25 protein-coding genes and 2 pseudogenes are annotated in these 24,482 nt (G+C 72.0%); 10 read left to right on the top strand and 17 right to left on the bottom strand.

Going from position 1 to position 24,482, the window contains the following annotated elements; genetic code table 11:
• Nucleotides 1–66 precede the first annotated feature (66 nt).
• Nucleotides 67–2,037: a heavy metal translocating P-type ATPase gene (locus ACFY61_RS21660; protein ID WP_389474186.1), complete on the top strand. Its 1,971-nt coding sequence runs from the start codon at nucleotides 67–69 to the stop codon at nucleotides 2,035–2,037.
• 74 nt (nucleotides 2,038–2,111) lie between these two features.
• Here the strand turns inward: ACFY61_RS21660 and ACFY61_RS21655 are convergent, their stop codons facing one another.
• Nucleotides 2,112–3,272: a GTP-binding protein gene (locus ACFY61_RS21655; protein WP_389474184.1), complete on the bottom strand. Its 1,161-nt coding sequence runs from the start codon at nucleotides 3,270–3,272 to the stop codon at nucleotides 2,112–2,114.
• A gap of 6 nt (nucleotides 3,273–3,278) precedes the next feature.
• Nucleotides 3,279–3,449 (bottom strand): 50S ribosomal protein L32, encoded by a 171-nt coding sequence (gene rpmF, locus ACFY61_RS21650; RefSeq protein ID WP_389474182.1) that lies wholly within the window; start codon nucleotides 3,447–3,449, stop codon nucleotides 3,279–3,281.
• Between the two features lie 217 nt (nucleotides 3,450–3,666).
• Here rpmF and ACFY61_RS21645 point away from each other — a divergent pair, with 217 nt between their 5' ends.
• The 3 genes from ACFY61_RS21645 to ACFY61_RS21635 all read left to right on the top strand — a co-directional run bounded on the left by ACFY61_RS21645 (nucleotide 3,667) and on the right by ACFY61_RS21635 (nucleotide 8,053).
• On the top strand, nucleotides 3,667–4,038 hold the full coding sequence (locus ACFY61_RS21645) for a hypothetical protein (RefSeq protein WP_389474180.1): 372 nt from the start codon (nucleotides 3,667–3,669) through the stop codon (nucleotides 4,036–4,038).
• Between the two features lie 101 nt (nucleotides 4,039–4,139).
• Nucleotides 4,140–7,148: an NACHT domain-containing protein gene (locus ACFY61_RS21640; RefSeq protein WP_389474178.1), complete on the top strand. Its 3,009-nt coding sequence runs from the start codon at nucleotides 4,140–4,142 to the stop codon at nucleotides 7,146–7,148.
• 269 nt (nucleotides 7,149–7,417) lie between these two features.
• Nucleotides 7,418–8,053, top strand: a complete 636-nt coding sequence (locus tag ACFY61_RS21635; RefSeq protein ID WP_389474176.1) for a VOC family protein — start codon at nucleotides 7,418–7,420, stop codon at nucleotides 8,051–8,053.
• Between the two features lie 151 nt (nucleotides 8,054–8,204).
• On the opposite strand, the gene ACFY61_RS21630 is transcribed toward ACFY61_RS21635, so the two are convergent.
• From ACFY61_RS21630 to ACFY61_RS21610, 5 genes are all read right to left on the bottom strand, one after another.
• Nucleotides 8,205–8,615, bottom strand: a complete 411-nt coding sequence (locus ACFY61_RS21630; RefSeq protein ID WP_389474361.1) for a hypothetical protein — start codon at nucleotides 8,613–8,615, stop codon at nucleotides 8,205–8,207.
• Between the two features lie 297 nt (nucleotides 8,616–8,912).
• Nucleotides 8,913–9,332 carry an MmcQ/YjbR family DNA-binding protein gene (locus ACFY61_RS21625; protein WP_389474174.1) on the bottom strand — a complete coding sequence of 140 codons (420 nt, stop codon included), beginning with the start codon at nucleotides 9,330–9,332 and terminating at the stop codon, nucleotides 8,913–8,915.
• A gap of 41 nt (nucleotides 9,333–9,373) precedes the next feature.
• Nucleotides 9,374–10,312, bottom strand: a complete 939-nt coding sequence (locus ACFY61_RS21620) for an SDR family oxidoreductase (RefSeq protein WP_389474172.1) — start codon at nucleotides 10,310–10,312, stop codon at nucleotides 9,374–9,376.
• A gap of 135 nt (nucleotides 10,313–10,447) precedes the next feature.
• On the bottom strand, nucleotides 10,448–10,834 hold the full coding sequence (locus tag ACFY61_RS21615) for a VOC family protein (protein ID WP_389474360.1): 387 nt from the start codon (nucleotides 10,832–10,834) through the stop codon (nucleotides 10,448–10,450).
• A 5-nt stretch (nucleotides 10,835–10,839) separates the two neighbouring features.
• Nucleotides 10,840–11,226, bottom strand: coding sequence for a VOC family protein (locus ACFY61_RS21610; RefSeq protein ID WP_389474170.1), 387 nt, complete (start codon nucleotides 11,224–11,226; stop codon nucleotides 10,840–10,842).
• 275 nt (nucleotides 11,227–11,501) lie between these two features.
• Between ACFY61_RS21610 and ACFY61_RS21605 the strand changes: the two genes are divergently transcribed.
• Nucleotides 11,502–12,119 carry a TetR/AcrR family transcriptional regulator gene (locus ACFY61_RS21605; protein WP_389474168.1) on the top strand — a complete coding sequence of 206 codons (618 nt, stop codon included), beginning with the start codon at nucleotides 11,502–11,504 and terminating at the stop codon, nucleotides 12,117–12,119.
• 396 nt (nucleotides 12,120–12,515) lie between these two features.
• Nucleotides 12,516–12,932, top strand: coding sequence for a CBS domain-containing protein (locus ACFY61_RS21600; RefSeq protein ID WP_389474166.1), 417 nt, complete (start codon nucleotides 12,516–12,518; stop codon nucleotides 12,930–12,932).
• Between the two features lie 322 nt (nucleotides 12,933–13,254).
• On the opposite strand, the gene ACFY61_RS21595 is transcribed toward ACFY61_RS21600, so the two are convergent.
• From ACFY61_RS21595 to ACFY61_RS21570, 6 genes are all read right to left on the bottom strand, one after another.
• The gene (locus ACFY61_RS21595; protein ID WP_389474164.1) at nucleotides 13,255–14,097 is read right to left on the bottom strand and encodes an alpha/beta fold hydrolase; all 843 of its coding nucleotides are present in this window, start codon (nucleotides 14,095–14,097) and stop codon (nucleotides 13,255–13,257) included.
• Nucleotides 14,094–14,687 carry a TetR/AcrR family transcriptional regulator gene (locus ACFY61_RS21590; RefSeq protein WP_389474359.1) on the bottom strand — a complete coding sequence of 198 codons (594 nt, stop codon included), beginning with the start codon at nucleotides 14,685–14,687 and terminating at the stop codon, nucleotides 14,094–14,096. The genes ACFY61_RS21595 and ACFY61_RS21590 overlap by 4 nt, the downstream gene beginning before the upstream one ends.
• 86 nt (nucleotides 14,688–14,773) lie before the next feature.
• A complete protein-coding gene (locus ACFY61_RS21585) occupies nucleotides 14,774–15,292 on the bottom strand; it encodes a hypothetical protein (RefSeq protein WP_389474162.1) in 519 nt (172 codons plus the stop codon).
• Nucleotides 15,293–15,315: 23 nt separating this feature from the next.
• On the bottom strand, nucleotides 15,316–15,879 hold the full coding sequence (locus ACFY61_RS21580) for a hypothetical protein (RefSeq protein WP_389474160.1): 564 nt from the start codon (nucleotides 15,877–15,879) through the stop codon (nucleotides 15,316–15,318).
• A 144-nt stretch (nucleotides 15,880–16,023) separates the two neighbouring features.
• Nucleotides 16,024–16,239, bottom strand: a complete 216-nt coding sequence (locus ACFY61_RS21575) for a hypothetical protein (RefSeq protein WP_389474159.1) — start codon at nucleotides 16,237–16,239, stop codon at nucleotides 16,024–16,026.
• A 491-nt stretch (nucleotides 16,240–16,730) separates the two neighbouring features.
• Nucleotides 16,731–17,546 carry a sulfite exporter TauE/SafE family protein gene (locus ACFY61_RS21570; RefSeq protein WP_389474157.1) on the bottom strand — a complete coding sequence of 272 codons (816 nt, stop codon included), beginning with the start codon at nucleotides 17,544–17,546 and terminating at the stop codon, nucleotides 16,731–16,733.
• Nucleotides 17,547–17,912: 366 nt separating this feature from the next.
• On the opposite strand from ACFY61_RS21570, the gene ACFY61_RS21565 reads away from it, so the two are divergent.
• Entirely contained in the window at nucleotides 17,913–18,677 is a 765-nt protein-coding gene (locus tag ACFY61_RS21565; RefSeq protein WP_389474155.1) for a maleylpyruvate isomerase family mycothiol-dependent enzyme, read from the top strand.
• 18 nt (nucleotides 18,678–18,695) lie between these two features.
• Here the strand turns inward: ACFY61_RS21565 and ACFY61_RS21560 are convergent.
• The 4 genes and pseudogenes from ACFY61_RS21560 to ACFY61_RS21545 all read right to left on the bottom strand — a co-directional run.
• Nucleotides 18,696–18,791: pseudogene (locus ACFY61_RS21560) on the bottom strand (IS5/IS1182 family transposase); the annotation flags it as partial.
• A 1,320-nt stretch (nucleotides 18,792–20,111) separates the two neighbouring features.
• On the bottom strand, nucleotides 20,112–21,332 hold the full coding sequence (locus ACFY61_RS21555; RefSeq protein WP_389474154.1) for an MFS transporter: 1,221 nt from the start codon (nucleotides 21,330–21,332) through the stop codon (nucleotides 20,112–20,114).
• Nucleotide 21,333: 1 nt separating this feature from the next.
• Nucleotides 21,334–22,701, bottom strand: coding sequence for an FAD-dependent oxidoreductase (locus tag ACFY61_RS21550; protein ID WP_389474152.1), 1,368 nt, complete (start codon nucleotides 22,699–22,701; stop codon nucleotides 21,334–21,336).
• A 66-nt stretch (nucleotides 22,702–22,767) separates the two neighbouring features.
• Nucleotides 22,768–22,965 (bottom strand): hypothetical protein, encoded by a 198-nt coding sequence (locus tag ACFY61_RS21545; RefSeq protein ID WP_389474150.1) that lies wholly within the window; start codon nucleotides 22,963–22,965, stop codon nucleotides 22,768–22,770.
• A 45-nt stretch (nucleotides 22,966–23,010) separates the two neighbouring features.
• On the opposite strand from ACFY61_RS21545, the gene ACFY61_RS21540 reads away from it, so the two are divergent.
• From ACFY61_RS21540 to ACFY61_RS21530, 3 genes and pseudogenes are all read left to right on the top strand, one after another.
• Nucleotides 23,011–23,676: an NAD(P)-binding protein gene (locus ACFY61_RS21540; protein WP_389474148.1), complete on the top strand. Its 666-nt coding sequence runs from the start codon at nucleotides 23,011–23,013 to the stop codon at nucleotides 23,674–23,676.
• 48 nt (nucleotides 23,677–23,724) lie between these two features.
• Nucleotides 23,725–24,093: an ArsR/SmtB family transcription factor gene (locus tag ACFY61_RS21535; RefSeq protein WP_389470056.1), complete on the top strand. Its 369-nt coding sequence runs from the start codon at nucleotides 23,725–23,727 to the stop codon at nucleotides 24,091–24,093.
• Nucleotides 24,090–24,441 (top strand): annotated as a pseudogene (locus ACFY61_RS21530) (GNAT family N-acetyltransferase); the annotation flags it as partial. The gene ACFY61_RS21535 and the pseudogene ACFY61_RS21530, both read left to right, overlap by 4 nt.
• Nucleotides 24,442–24,482: the final 41 nt, after the last annotated feature.

Raw genomic sequence — 24,482 nt, 5'->3', positions numbered from 1 at the left:
GACCTCTTCAGATGTTCTTGTATGGTGGAGGGGTCACCCCGTCCGCCCGTGAAGGGTTGCTTCGCCATGTCTTCCGTCCTGGACAGGCCCTCGACGGCCGCCGCCGGCCCGGACCGGGTACCGCCCCGGCGGCGCACCCGGATCCTGGCCCTGCCCGAGGCCCGGTGGGCGCTCGCCGCTCTCGGCCTGTTCCTGGCCGGCCTCCCGCTGTACCTGCTGGACGCTCCGGTGTGGCTGTGGGCGCCGCTGTTCGCGGCCACCTACGTGGCGGGTGGCTGGGAGCCGGGCCGGGAGGGGCTGAAAGCCCTCAAGGACAAGACACTGGACGTGGACCTGCTGATGGTGGTCGCGGCCCTCGGAGCGGCCGCGATCGGCCAAGTCCTCGACGGGGCGCTGCTCATCGTCATCTTCGCCACCTCCGGCGCCCTGGAGGCGATCGCCACCGCCCGCACCGCCGACTCCGTACGAGGCCTGCTCGACCTGGCGCCCGAGACGGCGACCAGGATCGCGGACGACGGCACGGAGCAGACCGTCCCGGCCGACTCCCTCGCCGTGGGCGACGTCGTCCTCGTACGGCCCGGGGAGCGCGTCGGCGCCGACGGTCGCGTGGTCGACGGCGCGAGCGAGGTCGACCAGGCCACCATCACCGGTGAGCCGCTGCCCGCGCCCAAGCAGCCCGGCGACGAGGTGTTCGCCGGCACCCTGAACGGTTCGGGCGCCCTGCGGGTGAAGGTCGGGCGTGACCCGTCGGAGTCGGTGATCGCCCGGATCGTGGCGATGGTCGAGGAGGCGGCGGAGACCAAGGCCCCGACGCAGCTGTTCATCGAGAAGGTGGAGCAGCGCTACAGCCTCGGCATGGTGGCCGCCACGCTGCTGATCTTCGTGGTCCCCCTGCTCCTGGGCGCGGATCTGCACTCCACGCTGCTGCGCGCGATGACCTTCATGATCGTGGCCTCGCCCTGCGCCGTCGTCCTGGCCACGATGCCACCGCTGCTGTCGGCGATGGCCAACGCGGGCCGCCACGGCGTACTGGTCAAATCCGCCGTCGTCATGGAACGCCTGGGACAGATCGACGCGGTCGCACTGGACAAGACCGGCACCCTCACCGAAGGCACCCCCCGGCTGACCGATCTGCGCCCGCTCGGCACCTCCGGCCTGGGGGAGGACGAGCTCCTGCACTTCGCCGCGGTCGCGGAGCACCCCAGCGAACACCCCCTCGCGCGCGCCGTCGTCGACGCGGCCCGGGCCCGCGGGCTCGCCCTGACGACCGCCGAGGGCTTCTCCTCCACCCCGGGCACCGGCGTCACCGCCACGGTCGACGGCCGCGCCGTCGCGGTCGGCAGCCCCGCCCGCCTGCTCGACGACCCCACCCACCCGGCCGCCGTCCTGGCCGCCGAACTGGAGGGGGGCGGGCGTACGGCAGTGGTGGTCACCCTCGACGGACACCCCGTCGGCGTACTCGGGATCGCCGACCGGCTCCGCCCCGGGGCCGCCACCGCCACCCGCGCCCTGGCCGGACTGGCCGGCCGCACCCCGGTCCTTCTCACCGGCGACAACCCGCGCGCCGCCGCCCGCCTCGCCGCCGAAGTCGGCATCACCGACGTACGGGCCGGCCTGCTGCCCCAGGACAAGGTGGCCGCCGTCCGCGAACTCCAGAACGGTGGCGCGAAGGTCCTGGTCGTCGGCGACGGCGTCAACGACGCCCCCGCGCTGGCAGCCGCCCACACCGGCATCGCCATGGGCAGGGCCGGCTCCGATCTCGCACTGGAGACCGCCGACGCCGTCGTCGTCCGCGACGAACTCGCCACCATCCCCACCGTGGTCAACCTCTCGCGCCGCGCCCGCACGCTGGTGATCCAGAACCTCGTCATCGCCGGTACCTTCATCACCGCCCTGGCCGTCTGGGACCTCGTCGGCACACTGCCGCTGCCCCTCGGCGTCGCCGGACACGAGGGATCCACCGTCCTCGTCGGCCTGAACGGCCTCCGCCTGCTCGCCGACGGCGCCTGGCAGCGGGCCCGGCCGACCGCACGCTGAACTGTCGGGAAAGCCGGGCCGGACGGTGCCGTGGCTGCGACCACCCTCCGGCCCGGAGCGTGCGGGCCGGCGTTTCAGGCCGCCTGCTCGTGTTCGCAGGCGTCCTCGATGCCGTACGTCTCCCAGGCGGGGAAGTCGTCGTCCGCGGGAACGGCCTCGCCCGGCATCAGCAGGCACGCGTCGAGGGCCGCGCGGAGGGCGTCGGCACGCAGGCCGGTGCCGATGAACACCAGCTCCTGCCCCTGCGTGGTCTCCGGGCCGCGGGCGCCGGAGGGCTCGAAGCGGGCGACGGCACCGGCCTGGGACCACAGGCCGGTCACCCGCGGCCGGCTGGCGAGCCGGAAGAACCCCTTGGAGCGCAGGACGCGCCCGAACGTACCGCTGTCGAGGCCCTTGGTGACGAAGGCCCACAGCCGTCCGGGGTGGAAGGGAAGGTCCGAACGGAACACGAGCGAGGAGATGCCGTACTCCTCGGTCTCCGGCACGTGGTCACCGTTGAGCTCCTTCACCCAGCCCGGAGCCTGCTGCGCCTTCTCCACATCGAAGAGGCCGGTCCCGAGGACGTGTTCGAGGGGCACCCGTCCGCGTACGGCGGGGACGACGCTCGCCTCCGGGTTGAGCCGGGAGAGCGTGGCGCGGAGCCGCCGCGCCTCCTCCGGTCCGACCAGGTCGAGCTTGTTGAGGACGATGACGTCGGCGAACTCGACCTGGTCCATGAGCAGGTCGCTGACGGTGCGCTCGTCGTCCTCGTACTGGTCCAGGCCGCGCGCGGCGAGTTCGTCGCCGCCGTCGAGCTCCGGCAGGAAGCCGACGGCGTCCACGACCGTCACCATCGTGTCCAGGCGGGCGAGGTCTCCGAGGGTGGCGCCGTCGTCCCGGGGGAAGGAGAACGTCGCGGCGACCGGCATGGGCTCGGAGATGCCGCTGGACTCGATGAGCAGGTAGTCGAACCGGCCTTCGCGGGCGAGCCGGTCGACTTCCTCCAGGAGGTCGTCGCGCAGGGTGCAGCAGATGCACCCGTTGGTCATCTCGACCAGGCGTTCCTCGGTACGGGACAGGGCCGCCTCGCCACCGCGCACGAGCGCGGCGTCGATGTTGACCTCGCTCATGTCGTTGACGATGACCGCGACCCGCAGCCCCTCGCGGTTGCCGAGCACGTGATTGAGCAGCGTGGTCTTCCCGGCCCCGAGGAATCCGGAGAGCACGGTCACGGGCAGCCGGTCGGTGGACGTCATGAGCGTTCAGCCCTCCGGGTGGACGAGGCCGCGCTCGTACGCCTTCACCAGGCGCTGCGGGACCTGGTGGACGACGCCGTCGACGGTGACCGGCACCAGCTGCGGCGTGGTCGCCTTCCACTGGGCGCGGCGGTGGCGGGTGTTGCTGCGGGACATCTTCCGCTTGGGGACGGCCATGGTGCGACTCCTCGTTCCGGATCTGACACGGAGAGGCTATATGAAAACGGTTGCCATTCTCAATTCGTCCGGCGCGGCAGGCCCCCGATGCTCGCCCGGGGCGGCCGGCGGCCCTGTCGTACCCGGGTTTCGGGGCAGGACGCGCGGAGACAATACGAGTGGCACACCGTCGGTCTCCTCGGGCCACGGTGGCCGGATCTCGGGGCAGGGGGGCAGCGTGTCGCGTGCGTGGAAGGCCGTGGCCATCGTGGTGGCCTTGGCGGGAACGGGCTCCACACCGTTGATCTGGGTACTGGACGGTTCGGACGCCGGACAGCTCACCGGGGCGTCCATCCAGGCCGCCGTCGGCATCGCGGCCCTGATCTGGGCGCTGCTCCAGCCGGGCGCCCCCCGCAACGCGACGCCCCGTACGGAGGACACGGCGGCGCGGACGGGTACGGCGGACGCGAGCGGCGGTGCGAGCGCCGTCTCGGGCATCAGGCGCCGGCCGGGCCGGGGCGGCAGCGGTTCGGCGCGGGCCGAGGACACCGGCGACGCCAGAGCCACCGGCCGGAACAGCCGCGGTGTCAGCGGCATCGACCACACCTGACCTGACCCCCGGCGGTCAGGCCCCGGCACCCGGCACCCGGCGACCAGCACCGGCCCCGACGGTCGAGAGCAGAGCCGGCCGAAGGCGAGGGACATCCGCTCATGACACCAGGAGACCGCCAGCCCGGGGAACCCTCCCCCTCCGGCCCCGCCGACGAGCAGCAGACGGCCGCCGGCACCACACCCGCAGCCGCATCCCCGCCGGCGACCGGCGAGACCCCCGGGCCCACGTTCCACGCGTCCGGGACCGGGAACGCGAACGCCTCCCACGGAGGCGTCGCCAACTCGGGCGTCATCGGGCGCCTGACCGTGGTCCAGCCCCGGAGATCCCCCAAGGACGCGCAGGGCAGTCCCGACGTCCCGGCGCTCTGGGAGCTCCGGCGACGGCGCATGGCCGGTGCGATCATGCTCGGGTGGGTCACCCCCCAGCTCCAGGACGCCCGTAAGCGGTTGCACCTGGTCGACGTCCCGATGACACTCGCCATCGCCGGCGACCGCCCCACGCCGCTTCCCCCCGGCACCCCACCACGCGACGTGTTCGAACGATCCGCTCAGCAGCTGCTGATCCTCGGGGAGCCGGGCGCGGGCAAGTCGACCCTCATGCTGCGCCTGATGGAGGACCTGCTCCGCGACGGTGATCCGTGGACGACGCCCCTGCCCGTACCGGTCGTCGTACCGCACGACCGTCCCGCCCCCGCCGACATGACGGACTGGTTGATCCCCCAGGTCACCTCCTGGTTCGACCTGCGGCCCGCCGAGGTCGCGGCTCTGCTCCACTTCGGCCTGCTGGTCCCGTGCCTGGAGGGCCTGGACGCCGTCGCCGAAGCCCACATGGAAGGATGGGCAGCGGCTGTCACCGGGCACCTTCGCCGGCACCGTGAGCAACCGATGGTCGTAGCGAGCCGCGAGGCGACGGCCCAGGCCATGCACCTCGACCCGGCCCTCACCGGCAGCCTGCGGATCCAGCCGCTCACCGACACACTGCTCGACGAAGCCGTCGCCTCACTCGGCGACGACCGCCACCCCGTCCAGGACCTGCTCGCCGACAACCCGGGCATCAGGGAATGGTGTACCACCCCGCTGATGCTGGCGGTGGTCGCCGCGGTGGACCCCGGCGACTGGGACGCCCCCTCGCACGAAGAGGTCCTGCAGTTCGCGGTCACCTCGTCCGACCCCCGCCACCTCGAGGCGATATGCGAATCGGCACAGGCCAGGCAGCACGTGCGCGAGCAGTACGCGGCCCTGCGGCACTACGTCGACAGCCTCCTGCGGGAACCCGCCCCCGCTCCCGCCACCCCACTCAGCAAGACCCGCAAGACCCGCAAGACCCGGCCGCTCGAACGCCCCGTGCCACCGGTACGCACGCTGCGCTCGGACCCGAAGCTGACCCGCGGGCTGCGCGGTCTGGCGCGGGCCATGAGGTACAGCGGGCAGGAGTACTTCGACGGCGTCACCCTGCTGGCCGCCTCGGACCCGGCCGAAGCCCGCCTCCTGGGCGCCCGGACCTTCGCCCCGCGGGTACGGCAGGAGATCGTGCGGGACCTGGCGATCGCCGGGATCGTCCTGAGCACCCATGCCTACTCCATGGCCCCGGGCGTCCTGCTGCTGTTCGGCTGGTCGCTGCTCATGCTCTGGTACACCCAGGTGTACGGCGGGGTGTTGGAGGCGCCGGCTCTGCGCTGGGTCGGGCGCTGGACCCACGTCCTGCCCGGCCAGTGGGGCGCAGCGGTGCGGACGGCGGCCCTGGGCTACGTGGTGACGTTCGCGTACGCCATCATGACGAGGCTGCCGTTCGGGACGGCCGCGGTCGTCGCCGCCGTCATGGCGGCCGCGCTCCTGGTCGTGGGAGCCGGCGCGGGCCTCGCCAAGTTCCGTACCCGCGGCACCGCGGCCGACCCGAGACGCTCCCTGCTCCGCGTCCTGCTGCGGGGACTCGCCGCCGCGGCCGTGCTCGGACCGGTCCACGCGGCGGCGGCGTGGTGGTGTGCGGAGCTGGCGGGGACGAAGAGCTTCTCGATCGGTCCGTGGGCCGGCGACGCCGCCTTCGGCGCCTTGTACGTCTTCACGGTGTCCGGCGGATTCGCGCTGATGCGGCACGTGATGGACCGGCTGCGGCTGCGCCTGAACCACGGCGTGCCCTGGCGGCTCGCGGCGTTCCTGTCGACGGCGACCGACCACGGCCTCCTCGTGGCCACCGGCAAGGGGTACCGGTTCGTGCACTCCACGATCCGTTCCGCGGCCGAGGTCGCCCTGGCCGACCGACCCGCCGACGTACCCGCCCCCACCCGTACCCACGGCCCCTGGGCGAGCGGGTACGACAGGCCGGACAGGCTCTTCGCAGGGGTGCTGGACGAGACGGTGGCACGGCGCGACATCCGCCGGAAGCTGGCCGCACGCCCCGACCTCGGGGAGGAGGGCCTGCGGGAGTCCCTCACGGCCCGGCGGGCCGCCGTGCTGTCGCAGGTGTCCGGTCACGAGGAGGCGTACCGTGCCGTGCTCCACCACACCCGGGCCGCCGACGACGCCGACCCCACGATCAGGCACTACCTACCGATCGCCCTGGTGTGGCTGCTCCTCGGCACCAGCCCCCTGGTCCGACTGGTCGTCCGCGACGGAGAGCCGGTCGGCTTGCTGGAGGGGGCCCTCAGCATCGGGCTCGTGCTCGCCCTCCTGATCGCACCGCTGTGGGCCCTGGGCCGCGAAGGCGACGAGCACTCCGTCGCGGTGCCCGTCATCGGCGTCGCGTACGTCCTCGTGGCCGTACTGTCCCTGGTGTTCGCTCTCTTCGGAATCCTGGACAGCCGGTTCGGCCGGGCCGCGCCCGACGCGTTCGACGGCCGGTACCTGGTGGCGGCATGGCTGGGGACCTTCTGCCTGCCCGCCGCGGTGGCGGCCGTCGGTTACGGCATCGGCCGGTCCCTCGACCGCCTGCGCATCGGCCGCCGCGTGAACTGGCCGGCCGCCGAAGCCGCGTTCGAGGAATGGACGGCGGCCCTGGAGCACGAGGTCCTGACCCGCGCCCACGCACTGCTCGACGAGGAACCACCGACGGAGCCGACCCGGCGCGACGACCGCCGCGCCGGCCCCGGGCCACCACCCGGGACCTACTGATCGTTTCAGAGGGGCAGCCCCGTCCGTCGCGGCCTCACACTTCGGCCGGCCACCGTTCCTCGGCGTGGGACGCCGTCAGCGCGCGGGCGTGTCCTGTTCGTAGCAAGAAGCCTGCTCCGGACTGCTCACCGGTGAGGTCCGTTCTGGCCGCTCGTCGGGTAGAGCACCACGGCCGGGATGACGATGATCGATCCGCTCCACGGCTGCATCCACGGCGGACGCGGGCGGGGCGGCGGGACTTTTACGGGTTGCCGGGTGATGATGACGCGGTGCGACTTGATCACGTGTCCTATGCGGTGGCCCGCGACAGCTTCGTCTCGACCGTCCAGTGGATCGGATCGGCCCTGGGTGCCGGGTTCGTCGACGGGGGCGTGCACCCGCGATTCGGCACCCGCAATTTCGTTCTCCCGCTGAGCGGCGGCACCTACGTCGAGGTCGTCACCACACTCGACCACCCCGCCGCCGACCGCGCACCCTTCGGCCAGGCGGTCGCGCGCCGCGCCGCCGAGGGCGGCGGCTGGCTCGGTTGGGTGGTCTCCGTCGACGACATCGCCCCGGTCGAGGCCCGCCTCGGCCGGACCTCGTCCGAGGGTCACCGTGTCCGCCCCGACGGGTTCGACCTGAGGTGGAAGCAGATCGGCCTGCTGGAACTGCTGGAGGACCCGCAACTGCCCTACTTCCTGCAGTGGCTGGTCCCCATGGAGGAGCGTCCGAGTGCCGACCCGCGCACCTCCACCACCATCCACGGGGTCTCCATCGCCGGCGACGCCGCCTCCATCGCCGAATTCCTCGGCGAACCGGCCGACCACCCCCTCGACCAGATCGACGTCACCTGGATCGAGGACGAGGAACCGGGCCTGGTCTCGGTCGAGTTCGCAACCGCCCACGGCCCGGTCACGATCTGACCAGGGCCCGGCCATGGGTGGAGCGGCCGGCCGTGGTGAGACTGCCGCCGGGTGGTGTGACCGGACGACGGCGAGGGCGCCCCCTGACCGTGCTGACCATGCCCGCCTCGCGGCGGAGGGCGCTGGCGCCGGCCGGAGGAGGTGGGGGCTCTCACGTGGTGGTGATGTGGGTGAGGGCGGTCTGGAGGCGGCGGATGGCGTCTTCGGCGTTCTCGTACTGCTGTGGGGTGGGCTGGGTGGCGCCGAAGGTGGGGCCGGCGCCGGGTGGCAGGGCGCGCCAGTTAAGGACGGGGCCGAGGGCGGTGCAGGCCGCGCCGAGGAACCAGGCGAGGCGGCCGTGGACGTGTGCGAGGGCGACCGCGAGGGCGGCGAGGGCCTCGCGCAGGTGCCGGAGCCGGTCGATCACCGCCAGCAGCTCCTGTATTTCAGCCGGTCCCACGGCGGCGCGTAGATCGGCGGCTGCTTTCGCGGCGACGGCCCGGTCCTGCTCGCTCACCTCCCAGAACCGGTCACGGATCTGCTGCTCGGCTTCTTCGGCGAGTTCCTCGATGGCGGTCCGCATGTCCACGCCCATGACCCTAGTGCCGGCGGCCGCCTCATGTGGAGTCCGCTGTCGCCTGAGGGGGTGACGCGGAGCCGGTACGGCGCCAGGATCTCGCGAACGGGCACTGCCCAGGTTCTGTTCCCGGGCACCTTCGACAGAGCGCGCACCGGCGCGCACCGGCTCGGACACCGGCCCCAGCAGCACGACCAGCCCACGTCGGCGCATGCGCCGAGTACCTCCCAGGACGGCACCGGCAGGCCCCGCCGGCGCTTGCGCGTGGGGCCGACACCACCGGCCTGACCCCGGGTCCAGCGGTCACTGGTGGGACGGGCCTTCACTGGCGTTGACCTGACGGTCCTCGCGTTCGTGGTGGAGGGCGCGCAGCCGGTTGCGGGTGGCGGCGGGCAGGCCGGCCACCACGCAGTCCCAGGCGTGGTGGAGCATGTCGGTGAGGTCTTCGTCGGACACCGTGTCGTCGTTCAGGTGCACGGTGAGCCAGTGCCAGCGGCGGCCCTGGTACCACGGGCGTACGCCCGCGTGCTGCTCGCACAGGTGCAGGGCGAGCCGGGGTTCGCACTTGACGGTGACCTGGTCGGGGTGGGTCCTGGTGGCAGCCGCGAGCATGGCGAAGATGCTGCCGCCGACCTTGTAGACGGGCCTGCTGGGACCGTACGGCTCTTCCTCCGTCACCTCGGGCAACGACAGGGCGAGCTCCGCGATGTCCTCGGGCGTCATGGTGATGTCCTTCGTCCGGCCGGGTTCCCCGGGGGCCGCGTTCAGCGGTAGTCGTCGGGGTTCGGTGCCTGACCGGTGCGCATGTAGTCCTGGAAGTAGCGGACGGAATCAGGAGTCGATCCGTCGGCGTCGGTGAAGCCGTACTGCTTCGCGAGGGTGCCGACGGACAGCGAGCCGCCGTTGAAGCGGGCCACGTCCGGGTCGGTGGCGAGCGCGGTGACGGCCCGGGCGGTGAAGAGCGGGGTCTCGGAAATGGCGAAGGTGGGGTCCACCTTGCAGCCGTCGCGCCAGTTCTCCTCGGTGATGTGGAACGCGTCGAGCATCGCCTCGGTGCGCATCCAGCCCGGCGCCAGGCCCACAGCCGTACAGCCGTACTCCTTCACCTCCTCCGACAGCGCCCACGTCATCCGGAACGGCGCGAACTTGGCGAGGTCGAAGGCGAACGGGGCGCGGTAGTGGTCGCGGTTGAACTCCTCGGTGCCGTCGGTGAGCTCCACCACCAGGCCGCCGGGCCGGCGGACCAGCAGGGGCAGGAGGTAGTGGCTGGTGACGTAGTAGGCCTCGATGCCGAGCCGCAGCATGCGCAGGCCGCTCTCGAGGTCGCAGTCCCACATCCTCTTGCCGCGCTCGACGAGGTGCTCCGCGCCCCAGATGGCGTTGACGAGGATGTCCAGCCGGCCCTGTTCCCGGTCGATGCGCTCGGCGAGTGCCTGCACCTGCTCCGCCTGGAGGTGGTCGACCGCGACGGGGATGCCCTCGCCGCCGGCGGCGGTGACCAGCTCGGCAGTGTCCTCGACGGTCTCGGCGCTTCGGCCCGACTCACTCGCCTTGCCGCGGGTGGTGCGGCCGGTCACGTAGACGGTGGCCCCGGCCCGGCCGAGCTCGACGGCGATCGCGCGAGCCCCGCCGCGGCTCGCCCCGGTGACCAGCGCCACCTTCCCCGCCAGCGTCATGCCTTCGTCGTGGTTCATGTGGTTCATGCGGTTCATTCCTTGTTCGCTCAAACGGGGGCGGTCGGAGCGGTCGGAGACCGTCCGTTCCCCGGCCAGTCGATCCCGTCCGGATCCGCATGCCACTGCGGCTTGCGGCCTGCGGATCCGGGCGAGTCGCGTGTGTCACGCCTGGTTGCCTGCGGCGCTGATGCAGAAGGGCTGGCCGGAGGGGTCGAGCAGTACCGTCCAGTGCTTGCCGCCGGGCTGGTGGGCGGGCTTGGTGGCACCGAGGCTGAGAAGGCGCTGCTCGGCGGCCTCGACGTCGCTGAAGGTGAGGTCGAGGTGGAAGACGAGCTCGTCCGCGGGCCAGTCCGGCGCCTTGAAGGACTCGGCGGTGTAGAACACGTACGTGGTGGTGCCGTCGCTGATCATGGCGGCGGTGTCACCGAAGGTCTGGGTGACCTGCCAGCCCAGGGCGGCGGCGTAGAAGTCGGCGAGCGCCTTGCCGTCGTGTCCCCAGAAGGCCGCGCACTTCACTGAGCCGGTAGCGGCTGCGTTGTTCTCGGTCATGGTGGTCACCAGTTCTGCTTCTGGGTGACGGCGATGACGTAGCCGTTCGGGTCGGTGAAGTAGAAGAGCTTCTGGCCCTGGTGCTCCATGACGTCCTTCTGGACGGTGACCAGGGGGCGGATGCGCTCGACGTAGGCGTCGAAGTCGTCCACCGCCAGGTAGAACATGCCGAACGCGCCGACCGGGGTGTCCTTCAGGACCGGCAGCCAGTCGCGCAGGTGCTCGTCCCGGTAGACCATCAGCGCGAACTCGCCGTCGAAGAGCAGGATGCGCAGGTCGTCGTCCGGGTCGTTGCCGGCCGGCAGGGCGGTGAAGCCGAGCTTCTCGTAGAAGTCGACGGCCTCCTGGGTGCCGGACACGCCCAGGCACGGAGAGACGGCAGGGGGCTTCATCAGGATCGCTCCTTGGCAGGTGAGGACGGGAGGGGCCACGCCCGGGGCTGCGGCTGTCAACGGCTCCCGTTTAGTACATCTGTACTGTAGCGCGAACGCAAGCCGGTGCGCAATACGGACATACCTCTTGATCGGGAGACTGTGCCCGCTGCCCTTCGCGCAGCCAAGGCGGCACAGCGCTCGGGACAGGCCGGCGTCAGTAGCGGGAACTGCGAGATCGGATTTACCGTACGGATGTACTGCAACCCGTAGATCGTGCAGATGGAGGACCTCGAATGACCGCCGAAAGCCCCACCCGGCGCCGCCGCGACCCACAACGGCGGATCGAGGAGATCGCCACCGCCACGGAGAAGGTGATCGCCGAACGCGGCATCGAAGGACTGACCCACCGCGCCGTCGCCGAAGAGGCAGGCGTCCCCCTGGGAGCAACGACCTACCACTTCGCCACCAAAGACGACCTGATCCACACGGCCCTCCAGCGGTCCGTCGACCGCTACGCCGCCTACCTCCAGGACTGGGCGGCCCAGCGGCCCGGCCTCACCCCCGACCAGCTGGCCGTCCTGCTCACCGACGTCCTGCTCAGCTGCATCGGACCGCAGCGCCCGCAGCAGGTCGTGGAATTCGAGCTCTACGTCGCCGCTCTGCGCCGCCCGGACCTGCGCCCCATCGCCGATCAGTACATCGAGCTCAGCATCCAAGCCCTGACGCAGTACACCGACCCCGTCACCGCCACCGCCACCGCAGCCGCCATGAACGGTCTCACCATGCGCGGCCTGGCCGGCACGCAAGCCCCGGCCCGCACCGACATCGAAACCGTCCTCCGGCGCATCCTGACCCCCAACCCCGTCCTCACGCGGCGAGATCGTCACGAGCGCGATGACCAGGCGGTGTGATCGAGGCGGACGAAGACCGCGTCCTCGCGCGGACGGAGGTCTGCCGGAGGGCGTCCGGCTACGGCCCGCACGAGCGTCGCAGGGCGGTGCGAGGCGGCAGCACGGTGATGCCCACCGTCGGCCAGAGCCCGCCCGCAGGCCCGGACGAGCCGGCACCCGAGCTCTGTCCCCGGGCACCTCCGCCGACCCCGCACACCACGACGACGGCCGGCACGTGCCCCCGCCCTGCCCGAGGCCCAGGTGCGGCACCTGGCCCTGTCCGCCATCTGCCGGGTGGTAGGCCGGCGAGCGGTGTTAGCCGCCGCGCCCAGGGGGGCACACGTCTTCCCGCCCGGGGCCCGTTCACCGGCCGGTGCCGGGACGGACCCGTTCACCACGTTCAGGGAGGCTGCTGGGATGACGACGGCTCGCGAGATCATGACGGAAGGCGCCGAGTGCATCGGTGCCGAGGAGACGGTGCTCGACGCGGCGAAGAAGATGACCCGGCTCGGGGTGGGCGCGCTGCCGATCTGCGGCACGGACGACCGGCTCAAGGGCATGCTCACCGACCGCGACATCGTCGTGAAGGTCCTCGGCGCCGGCAAGGACCCCGCCGAGGTCAAGGCCGGCGACCTCGCCCAGGGCGAGGCCGTCACCATCGGCGCCGACGACGACGCCGCCGAGATCCTGCGCACGATGAGCGAGCACAAGGTCCGCCGTCTGCCCGTGATCGACGGTCATCGCCTGGTCGGCATCGTCGCCCAGGCCGACGTCGCCCGCGCGCTTCCCGACCCGAAGGTCGGCGACCTCCTCCAAGCGCTGTCCACCGACTGACCCGCCACCCGCGAGGCGGGCGACCGGCGAGGCGCTGAGGTGGTGCCGGAGCCCGCGACTCACCCGGGCCCGCAGCTCCGGCCCCTTCGGCGGAGAGGCGAGAGCGCAAGGCACCCCTGACGCGCTGTCAGGCTCATCGGCACCGCTGGGCGGATACGCCGGGTCGCCCGGGCGTTGTAAGTCGCGGATGGCAGCCTGCAGGTCGCGGTGCCCGTAAGCGACGGTCATGCCGATGTGGACGGTGACGGGTCCGCGCGCGGGGGTGGTGCGGCTGCAGACCGCGCTGATGCGGCAGCTCCCGACGCGCACGCCGGCCAACGCTTCAGACCGAGGCTCGGAGAGCCCTCCGCAGACGCTCGCCGAACTCGGCTGGGTGTGTGGACAGGCCGATGTGCCCGCCCGGGAAGTGCTGGAGCTCCATGCCGAGACGTTCGGCCAGGAAAGCGGCCGAGCGGTAGGGAAGCTCTCCGCGTGAGTCCTGGCCGCCGGCGAGCACGAGTCGGTCCGACAGCGCCTGCAGCTGGTGCAGGTCCGGGGCGTAGGACATGAAGCTGGGCACGATCCGCCCGACGAAGTGCGGCAGGTTGGCCATCGTCTGCTCGGTCCGCGCCGCTGCCTGGGGCGGTAGCTTCGGCCCTGTCTTCGGCTCGCTGGTGTCACCGTCCTTCTTCAGGCCGGCAGCGAACGCGGCCATCGCCGGCATGAGCCCTTGGGTGCGGAACGTGTGCTGCACGTGTGCGACGAGTGCGCGGTGTTCAGTCGCGTCCGGCAGGACCTCCACTACTGGCGGCTCGTGCGCCACAAGGCGTGAGATGCGTTCGGGGTGGACGGTGAGCAGGTGCAGGGCGGCGATCGCGCCCGAACTGGCGCCGAACACTCGGGCGGGCTCGCCGGGCGACAGCAGTTCCAGCACCCGGAACGCGTCGTCGGCGTGCTCGGCCACTTGCTGCTCGGCGTCGGGGTCGTCCAGCGTGCTGCGGGACATGCCGCGCGGGTCGTAGGTCGCGACGGTGTATTCGCCGACCAGGTCGTCGGCTATGCCGTCGAAGGCGGCCGCGCCGCCCGTCCCTCCGGGGATCAGCAGCAGGAGCGGGCCCCGGCCGCGCACTTCGTAATGCAGCGTCGCGCCCTTCACGCGCAGGCTGCCGATGGTCGGGGCGCTCATGAGGAGTCTCCTTCTCGGGACGGGGGCCAGTGCTCCAGGAGGGTGTGCAGAGCGTCGAGCGCACGGGTCCAGGACTGCTGCGGCGACCGTCCCTGCGTGAAACCGCCCGCCGCTTCCAGGGCGACGAACCCGTGGAACGTACTGCGCAACAACCGGACCGCGTCGGTCAGGTCCGGCTCGGCCAGCCCGTAGCCGCGCAGCATGCCGTAGGTCAGCTCGACCGCGCGCCGTGGTCCGGGCGCCTTGGCGGCCAGCTCGGGGTCGATCCGGATTGGAGTCTGTGTGGCCATGTAGCGGCCCGGATGCTTGTGGGCGTACTCCCGCCAGGCATTAGCGAAGGCGATGAGTGCGTCCTTCCCCGCTCGACCGGCGGTCGCCTCCGCGATGCGGATGGTCTTCTCGTCCGCCGCCAGCAGGGCGATCCGGCCTCGCAGATCCTCCAGACTGCGGACGTGCGTGTACAGGCTCGCGTCCTTTACTCCCAGGCGCCGCGCCACCTGCGACATGGTCACCTGGTCGAGCCCGACGTCGTCCGCGAGCTCTGCGCCCGCGATCGTCACCCGCTCCGGTGTCAGTCCGGCCCGCACCATGCACCCTCCCAAGATCCTTGAGGTCCTAGTTCTAACCTAGTGATCCTAGGAAAGCAATCGATGCGATCAACAAGACGTGCGCGGCATCACGGACTGCCTGACAGGTCCTGGTCGTTGGGTGGAGGCTCGATGGCTGTCCGGAGCAGGGCTGTGCCGCCTGCGCGAGGCTTTCGGTCCCTCACCATGCCCGGTCCGCGATGAACCGGTACGGCAGCGTGGCCGAACGTTCCCGAGGTCCGACGGGGGCGGCCGGCTTGTGGGATCTCGGCCGGGGTGAGTCCCTGGTTCTCGTCGACGAAGGCGAGGGTGGCGTCGTCGAAGTCCGCGTTCGGCGGGGGTGTGGTGCCGGGGTCTGCGAACAGGCGGAGGGTGGCGCGGAGGGTCGCGTTGCCGGGGGTGTCGGGGCCGCCGGCGGGGAACGCGGCGGCGAGGTACGGCAGCGGCGTGCCGCCGGGGTAGACGTTGGGGCCGTTCGCGGTGAACAGGCCCAGGAGGGGTCCGGGGCCGCTGTTGACGCGGGCCATGAGTTTGGTGTTGAGGCGGCGGGTGAGCTCGGTTCCGGAGGTGGCGAGCTGTGGGTCGGTCAGGTACACCTGGGACTGCACCAGCGAGTCCAGAGCGGCCGCGATCAGCTCCTCCTTGTTGCCGGGGTTGGGGTCCTGGGGTGGAACACGCTCGGCCCCAGCTGGCGGAAGTCCTCGAATCGGTAGCGTTGGTTGAAGAGGATGTTCGGCAGCGTCTCACCCGGCCCCGGGGGACCGACCTGAGCGATCGAGGCCGGTGGAAGGTTGGCGAACCGAGCCCGGGCGAAGACGGTGCCGCTGCGGAGCGCGGCGATTGCCGGCTCGCCGAAGGTGCACTGCAGGGAGGCGGACGCTGCCCGCAGGGCCGGGTCCGGGACGGTGCGCCGCAGCCCGGGGTCGATGAGGAAGAGGCGTACGCCTTGGGCGGCACGGAAGGCTCCGCAGCGGCGGCTCAGGGTGGAGGCGAGCTGCTGGGCAAGTCGGCGTTCACTGGGCGATGGCCCTGCGGCGGGGGTCAGCGGTCCGGACGCCGCGGGCACCCCCTTCAAGCGGGTGCGGTTCACATCGACGTGCGGAGCCGCGATGTCCTGGACGTCAGGCTGGTACGCCCGGACCTGGTGGCAGGGGTGAGCGCGGACAGGGCCGTTGACCAGGGCGTGTTCAGGCATCCGCTCCGGTTCCAGCGGATCCGCGTGGACGTGTTGGTCGGACCACGTGCCGCGGTTCGGGCAGGGGGTTGCGGCGGCGGCCGGGTGAGTGCGCGGCCGGGGCGGGCCACCTGTGGGTGGCCGGCCCCAGCGGCAGGTTGCCGGTCAGCTCTGGAAGCGGTCGTGGGCACCGTCTGCGGCGTCCTCGGCCTGCTCCTGTCCCCGCCGGCTGCGCTGGCCGGCGCGCTCTTGGGCGTCCTGGCCGCGCTCTCGGGCCTGCTCGCGGCGCTCCGAGGCTTCGTCCTGGGCGCCTGCCCTGGCCTTTTGTGCCTGTTCCTTGAGCTGTTCCGCCTTGTCCTGGAACTGGTCCCTGATGCCCATGGCTCTCCTCGGTGTCGGGTTCTGGGGCCCTTCCATGACCTCATTCCCGCGACCGGCCGTCGCCCTGGCTTGAGCCGTCCGGGTGGTGCGGGGGAGCTGTCGTCGGGCGGCCGCCGGGACGGGCTTCGGTGTCCCACTCGCAGGGATGAATCCGGGCCTCGCGCACGCGTAAGCGGCCTCGGTGTGCCCCCAACTCGCTCCAGCAGCAGGGGAAATCGGGCGGGGTCAGCCCCGAGCCGACCGCCCACCGCCAGGCCGCCGGGCCGACGTCAACCCTGGCCCGTGGTCCGCGTGCGGTGGTGCAGGCCGCCGACACGGAGCAGGTGTGCGCGGCCCCGGATTCGTGCAGCCGGCGTTCGTGGAGCCGTACTCGCTCGATATGTCGGGCAGGAGCAGCGTCTCCCCATATGGGAGCCTGTGGTTCACGAGTTCGGGAGGCGCGCCGTTCGGGGCGGAGCCGATGTTCATGAGATCGGGAGGCACCCGGCCGCTCAGTGGTGACGGGCTAGCTTGACTGCCGAGATGAGCAGGAGCACGGCCAGTGCGGGGATGAGCACCAGGTCCGGGAACACACCCAGGAGCAGCCCGCCCAGCACCGCCCCGGTGACCGAGCCTGCGGCCATGACCGCCGTGAAGCGGAGGTTGGCGCCGAGGACGGCGAAGCTGCCGTCGCGGCTGTAGCGGGCGAACGCGACCAGCATGGTGGGCAGGGAGACCAGCAGGGACAGACTCCCGGCGGTCTTGATGCCCTCCCCGAACAGCAACACGATCGTCGGGATCAGCAGCTCTCCACCCGCAACGCCCATGATCGCGGCGACGACACCGATACCGAACCCAGCGGCGACGCCGACGGGAATCTGGGCCCAGAGCGGCAGGTCGAGGGTCCGCAGGGTGGTGGCGTGGGTCAGGGCCAGGGCGGCCGCCATGAGGACCATCAGGGCGGCCAGGACCTTGTAGAGAGTGGTGCTGCGCATGCGTACCGCCCAGGACGCTCCGGCCCAGGCGCCGAGCAGGCTGCCGGCCAGCAGGTTGACCGCGACGGGCCAGCGGGCGGCGACCTCGGCGGCCGGGACCGCGGCGAGGCGGGCGGGCAGCGCGACGAGAACCACGACCAGGCTCATCGCCTTGTTCAGGATGACCGCCGAAAGCGCGGCGAATCCGAAGAGGCTTATCAGCAGCGGCAGGCGGAACTCGGCGCCTCCCAGCCCGATCATCCCTCCCAGAACGCCGATGGCCGCTCCCGCACCGAACACCGCGGGTGCTGAGTGGGTCGGCCGTAGGGGATGGATGGTCTGGTCCGTGCTCATGACGGGCATCCTCGCTGGTGGCCCGCCCCTGCTGCTACGCAGCACTCCCACCTTCGGGACAAGACACCGGATGTCCGTTCCTGATCTGTTCGGACCTCCGAGAACGGGCTACGACGCCCCCACACGCTCCGCTCCACTGGCGAGGGCCCGGTGCTCTCGAAACCCGGGTTCTGGCTCAGGTTCTGTGGTGCGGCCACGCTGACTGAGCGGATCACCTCGCGGTTGGCCGATCCTGATGGCGAGAACGAACCCCGGGTTACTCCCTCGCCCCGGCTGTAGACCTCTGGCTAAGAGCGCCCGGCAGTAGGCGTGCTGGGCGGTCTTAATCGAGTGCGAGAGTCTCGGTCCGGGTGATACAAGGTCTGCGTGCCTGAGCATCTCTACTTCCCCACCCTGCTGCGGATGATTGACGAGCGGTCCGCCGCGTTTCGCGCCGCCGTCGCCGCGGCCCCCAGCCTCGACGCCGATGTCCCGTCCTGCCCGGGCTGGACGCTGTACGACCTGGCGAACCACCTCAGTGAGGGGGACCGCTTTTGGGGCTACATCGTGCTGAACACCGCGCCGGGCGACGAGCGGCCGAACAAGGACGGGCTGGCGGCGCCCAGGGAGCGCGAGGCCCTCATAACCTGGCTGGCCGACTCGACGGAGCAGCTGCTTACTGCTCTGCGCGAGGCCGGCCCGGACCGGGGGTGCTGGGCCTGGTGGGAGCCGCTGGCCTCGCCGCACACGGTGGCCGCCGTGGCCCGCCGCCGCGTCCCGGAGTCGCTGATCCACACCTACGACGCCCAGCTGGCCTCCGGTACCCCGCAGGAGCTGCCGACGACCGAGGCGGGCGACGCCATCGAGGAGTTCCTCGCCACCGTCTGCACCGGCACGGTCCCGTGGCCGGGCGAGCCCGCCACCATGGACTACCACGCAGCCGAGGCTGGCTCCTGGCGCCAGACGGTGGACGCCGCCGGTTCCCGCTTCACCCGCCTCACCGCGGCGGAGGCCGCCGAGAGCAAGCCCACCGCCGCCATCTACGGCACGGCGAGCGAGATGGCCCTGCTCATGTACATGCGCATCCCGGCCGGCTCGCTGCGGATGGAGGGCGACGCCGACCTGCTCCAGCAGCTGCAGGACTGGGGCTAAGACCGGCCGGCAAATGGATCACTTGAGGCGTCGGGTGGTGGGGCGGTCGTCCCAGCGGTAGCGCGGGGTCGCGCGGCGGATGAGCATACGCAGCGTGACGATCGCTGCGGACAGGTCGGCTGTGCCCCGCCTTCAGCAGTGCGTGGACCGCAGCGTGCCGGGCCCGGGTCCGATCGGCGAATCGGTGTCCGCGCGGCCAAGGAGAGCCGGACAAGTCCGCGGCCGGAACGGCCCCGAGATCGGGTCCAGGTTCAGGAGCCATAGGAACCGGAGCGCGGAGGCAGCAACGGTGCTGGGCAACGCTGCGCTCGGCAGCCTCGCTCAGGTTGTGCCAGAGGTTCCACCGGTCCGCGACCTGGGCGGCCTGCGGTGCATCGGCGCTGGCGCCCTCGGCGAGGAATGGCGCCCGATCCCGGCACACGACCTCGACGCCGGGCCGATCGGCGAACCAGGCCGCCAGGCTCGATGCCTCCCCGGTCGGGCAGTAGGTCGACAGGACGGCGGGTCTCGACGTCGACGAGGACGGTGCCGTAGTGGCGGCCCGCGGGTGGCGTACTCGTCGACGCCGAACCACACGCGGGGCGGGCACCTCCGGCTCGGGAAGAGCGTCGACCAGGCGCAGGGCGGTACTTCGGCTGACGGAGACTCCGAGCACGGGGCTCAGCCGAGCGCCGGCCCAGCCCGCCAGGGCGAGACCGACCGAGGCCAGCGTCGAGCGCAGCCGCTCGGTCCGTTGACCGTGTCGACGGGTCAGGCCGGGTATCTGCTCGACGAAGGTCCGGCAGGCGCATTCGCAGGTGCACCGGCGGACCCTCAGCCGGAGAACAACGCTTCGTCCGGCGATCGGCACATCAGCGGGAAACCACAGGGAAGAACCATGAACCCGGTTCGACCAGACCTCGCACGCCTGGCAAGCGGCACCGTTCGCAGTGCATTCGGCGTCGACGCGAACTATCGCGATGCTCACGTCCACCGACAGCACCGCGGCGTCCGTGATTGACGGGACAACAGCTCTTGCAACCGGAGCACGATCTCTTCCACAGCCCCGAAGTGTCATCCCAACCGCCCTGACGACGGCTCAGTTTCGGGCGACTTCGCATACTGCCGAGGGAAGCCCAACCGTCACTCAGCGTGGCCGCGTCACAGAAGTTGTGCCAGAACCGAAACTCGTGAACATCTGGGGCCCGTGGTTGCCCCCGACCGCCGCCCAAACCGCTGTCGAAGCACTGTCCGTTGTCGTGGACAAGGCCAAGCAGCGTGATCGGCAGCAGGAGGTGGTGCGAACTGCTCCTGCCAGCCCGGCGGCACATCCCGCAGAGGGGGTCGTGGGGGGCAGGTGTGGTGGGAGGCCGAGGACGGGGTTCGTGCAGCCCAGCGCGGGGTGTTCCCCGCAGTCGTTGCAACAGGGGTGGTGCTGTCGCCGGTCCGGGTGAGTCATTGCTTCCGGGCTGTGGGGTGGGCTGCGAGGGCTGTGACGGCGGCGGCGATCGACAGTGCGGCGAGCAGTGTGAACAGGGCGGGGTATCCGCCGAGGGGCCCGGCGAGGACGGCGCCGGCGAAGGGGGCGAGGGCTGCTGCGGCGTGTGCGGGTGCGCTGAGGAGTCCGGAGAGTCGGCCGTAGTGGGTGGTGCCCCAGCGGTCGGTGACGGCGGTGGCCTGGAGGAGGGTGAGGTTGCCGCGGATGACCCCGGCGAGGAGGGAGACCGCGAGGAGTAGTGCGTAGGGGCCGGTGCTGGTGGCGAGGGCTGCGGTGGTGAGGGCGCCGAGGGCGATCAGGGTGACGCTGCGGGCGGTGACGTCGAGATGGCGGGCGAGCGCCGCGTAGAGGATGCGGCCGAGGGTTTGTCCTGCGCCGCCGAGGCCGAGGGCCCATGCGGCCTGGGTGGTGGTGTAGCCGCGTTCGATCAGGAGGGGGACGAGGCCGATGACGACGGCGTACATGGCGAACGCGGACAGGGTGAAGGTGACGGCCAGCATCCAGAACGCCCGGCTGCGCACGACGTGTTCATGTCCGCTGTTGACGTGCGACGGGCTCGGCGGGGCCGGTGGCCAGGGGGCTTTCAGCCCGAGGGCGTGGGCCGGGACGGTCAGGACGGCGAGGATGCCGGCGAGCACGGCGTAGGTGGCGCGCCAGGACATGTGGTCGGCGAGGGCCGCGGTCAGGGGTGCGAAGACGGTGGAGGCGAGCCCGCCGGCGAGGGTGACGATGGTGAGGGCGCGGATGTGGTCGGGGGCCCACCAGCGGGTGAGGGCGGCGAAGGCGGGCTGGTAGAAGATGCCGGCCATCGCTGCTCCGGCGAGCAGCCATCCGGCGAAGAAGACGGCCGGGTTGGGGGCGGCGGCGATCACCAGCAGGCTCAGGGCTCCCAGGACGGAGCCGGCCGTCATGACGGTGCGGGGGCCGCGATGGTCCAGGACGCGGCCGACGTAGATGCCCGCGACAGCGGAGACGACGAGGGCGGCGGAGAACGCCGCGGTGGTCGCACCCGCGCTCCAGCCGGTGTCGGCGGTGATGGCGGGGTTGAGGACCGGGAAGGCGTAGTAGACGATGCCCCAGCTGGTGATCTGGGTGAGGCAGAGGGCGGGCAGCACGGCGCGTGGCCGCGACCGGACCCCCGTCCCGGTCGCGGCCACGCCGCTTCGGAGGTCGCTCACCTCAGCAGCCGCCGGAGGCGGCGGGGGCGGTGCCGATGGTGAGCGTGGCGGGGGCCGCGCAGCAGCCGCCAGCGGTCTCCTCCGCGGCTGCGGGCTCGTCGTAGAGGCCGGCGCCGCCGCAGACGCCGGTTTCGGGGAGGGTGAGTTCGACGCGTTCGGCGGCTTCGCGGTCGCCGGCGAGGTGGGCGGCGATGGAGCGGACCTGCTCGTAGCCGGTCATCGCGAGGAAGGTGGGGGCGCGGCCGTAGGACTTCATGCCGACGAGGTAGACGTCCTGCTCGGGGTGGGAGAGCTCGTCCTGGCCGTGGGGATAGACGGTGCCGCAGGAGTGCTGGTTGGGGTCGATCAGCGGGGCCAGGGCGAGGGGGGCCTGGAGGCGCTCGTCGAGGCCCAGGCGCAGCTCGTCCAGGAAGGACAGGTCGGGGCGGAAGCCGGTGAGGACGATGACCTCGTCCACCGGGTCCAGGCGGCGGCCGTCCTCGCCGATGAGGACCAGTCGGCCGCCCTCCGCTCGTTCGATGGCGTCGGTGCGGAAGCCGGTGACGGCGTCGGCATAACCGCCGTCCACCGCGGCCTTGGCGGCGAGGCCGAGTGCGCCGCGGGCGGGGAGCTGGTCGGCTTCGCCGCCGCCGAAGGTGGAGCCGGAGATCCCCCGGCGCAGGATCCAGGTGGCGTGAGTGCCGGCCGCGTCCTGGGTCTTGGCAAGGTCGGCGAGGTAGGCGAGGGCGGTGAAGGCGGAGGCGCCGGAGCCGATGACGGCGGTGCGCTTGCCGGCGTAGCGGGCGCGGATGGCCGGGTCCGTGAGGTCGGGGACGCGGTAGGTGACCCGGTCGGCCGCTGCCTTCTCGCCGAGGGCGGGAAGGCCGCTGGCGCCGGCGGGGCTGGGGGTGGACCAGGTGCCGGAGGCGTCGATGACGGCGCGGGCGAAGACGCGCTCCTCGCGGCCGTCGGCGTGCTCGATGTGGATGACGAAGGGCTGGGTGTCGCGGTCGGCATCCACGATGCGGTCGCGGCCGGTGCGGGAGACGCCGGTGACGCGGGCGCCGAAGCGGACGCGGTCGCCGAGGACGTCGGCGAGGGGCTGGAGGTAGTGCTCGGCCCACTCCCCGCCCGTCGGGTAGGAGTCCGCGTCCGGCTTGACCCAGCCGGTCGGGGCCAGGAGCTTCTCGGCGGCCGGGTCTACGACCTCAGCCCAGCGCGAGAACAGGCGTACGTGGGCCCAGTCGCGGGTGGCGGCTCCGGCGTGCGGGCCGGCTTCGAGGACGAGGAAGTCCAGGCCGCGGTCTTCGAGGTGCGCTGCGGCGGCCAGTCCGGCGGGGCCGGCCCCGATCACGACGACGGGCAGGTCGGTGGTGGCGGACGCGGTCATGGCGTGTCTCCGGGGTCTTGGTGCAGCTGACGGGTGAGCGGGGCAGACGGGGCGGGCTGGAGGTGGTCAGCAGCAGCCGACGCCGGTGACGACGGCTTCGCGCTTGGCCTGCGGGTCGCAGCAGGCTCCGGCTTCTTCCGCCGGCTCGCTGGTGCCGCAGCACGGGGAGGCCTGGGTGCGGGCCGTCTCGGCGGCGGGCTGTGCGGGGGTGGGGCCGCAACAGGAGGCTGCGGCTTCGGTGACGGGGGTGGTGGGCTCGGTCATGACGACTCCTGGTGTTTCGATGACTGTCGATGCCTTGCCGCCAGCATGGCAGCTGCTTCGATGGACGTCAACATAGACATTCATCGATTCGAGGTCATGGAGCATGTCGGCGTGGCGGTCGTCGGGGGCGGCCAGTCCGGCTTGGCGGCCGCGCAGGCCCATGTGCAGGCGGGGCTGAAGCCCCTCGTGCTGGAAGCGTCGGAGCGGGTGGCCGGTCGCGGCCGGGGCCGCCGGCGACAGGCACTGCGACAGCCTGCCCCTGTTCTCGGCGCCCGGTTCAGGGCGCTGCCTGGCCTGCCTTGTGGTGGGACCCGGACCGCTACCCGCACCGCGACGAGGTCGTCGCTACCTGGACCAGCACGCCTCCCGCCTGGACGCCACCCCGCTCGGCCGCGCCATGCGCACGCCGCCGGCGTAGCTCGTCCTGGAGGACGGTCGCTGCGGCGCAGCGCTCGCCGCGGGCCTGCCCGGGCGCCGCACCGTCTTCACCGGCCTGGACGGCGGGAAGGTCATCGGGGCGGACGGGTGACCAGTCGACACGGCTGGGCGGCCCTGGCGCCGCGACGGCGCCTCGCTCACCCACCCCGGGGTTCGCGATCGCAGGGCTGGAGTGGCAGCGAAGCCTGTCCTCGAACTCCCTGCGCGGGGTTGGCTGGGTGGGACGCCGAGCGGGCCGCCCGCCGCCCGGCCCGCCACCTCTCGCGCAGGTGAGGCGATGGCAGGACTCCCGCCTAATTCGACGTGTGTCAACATAGACGTATGTCGAACGTGAAGGTGTTGCCGCTGCTGGAGCCCGAGGCCGTCGTGCCCTGCTGCCCGCCGCTGACCGAGCGCCCGATCTCCGCGGACGAGGCCGAGGTCGCGGCGAGGATGTTCAAGGCGCTCGGTGACCCGGTGCGTCTGCGCCTGTTCTCCGCCGTCGCCTCCCACGAGGGCGGTGAGGCCTGCGTGTGCGACATCTCCGACGTGGGTGTGTCGCAGCCGACGGTCTCCCACCACCTGAAGAAGCTGAAGGAGGCCGGCCTGCTGTCCTCCGAGCGGCGCGGCACGTGGGTGTACTACCGGGTCGAGCCTGCCGTGCTCGCCGCGATGGGTGCGCTGTTGGCCGGTGCCGCGAAGGGGGCCTGAACGCAGTGCACATCACCTCACTGCTGCCCGAGCACGCCGACCGGCTCCTCGCGATCTACCAGGCCGGGATCGACGAGGGCGACGCCACGTTCGAGACGACGGCACCCGAGTGGGCCGTGTTCGACGACGCGAAGCTCGCCGAGCACCGCTTCGTCGCCCTGGACGAGGACAAGACCGTCGACGGAGGCGGCCGGGATCTGGACGATCCAGTCCGGGATCTTCCCCGAGAACACCGCCAGCCTCGCCCTGCACGAGCGGGCCGGCTTCCGGGTCATCGGGACCCGCGAGCGGATCGCCCGCGACCGCCGCGTCTGGCGCGACGTGGTTCTGCTGGAGTGGCGCAGTCCCCCGCGCTCGGCCGGGCCGGCTCTGCCGGCGTGGCCGACTCC

The organism is Streptomyces sp. NPDC012888, from assembly GCF_042900645.1.
Classification (GTDB): Bacteria; Actinomycetota; Actinomycetes; order Streptomycetales; family Streptomycetaceae; genus Streptomyces.
Note: the sequence above shows the minus strand (reverse complement) of the source record. Positions and strands in the feature narration are given on the sequence as shown.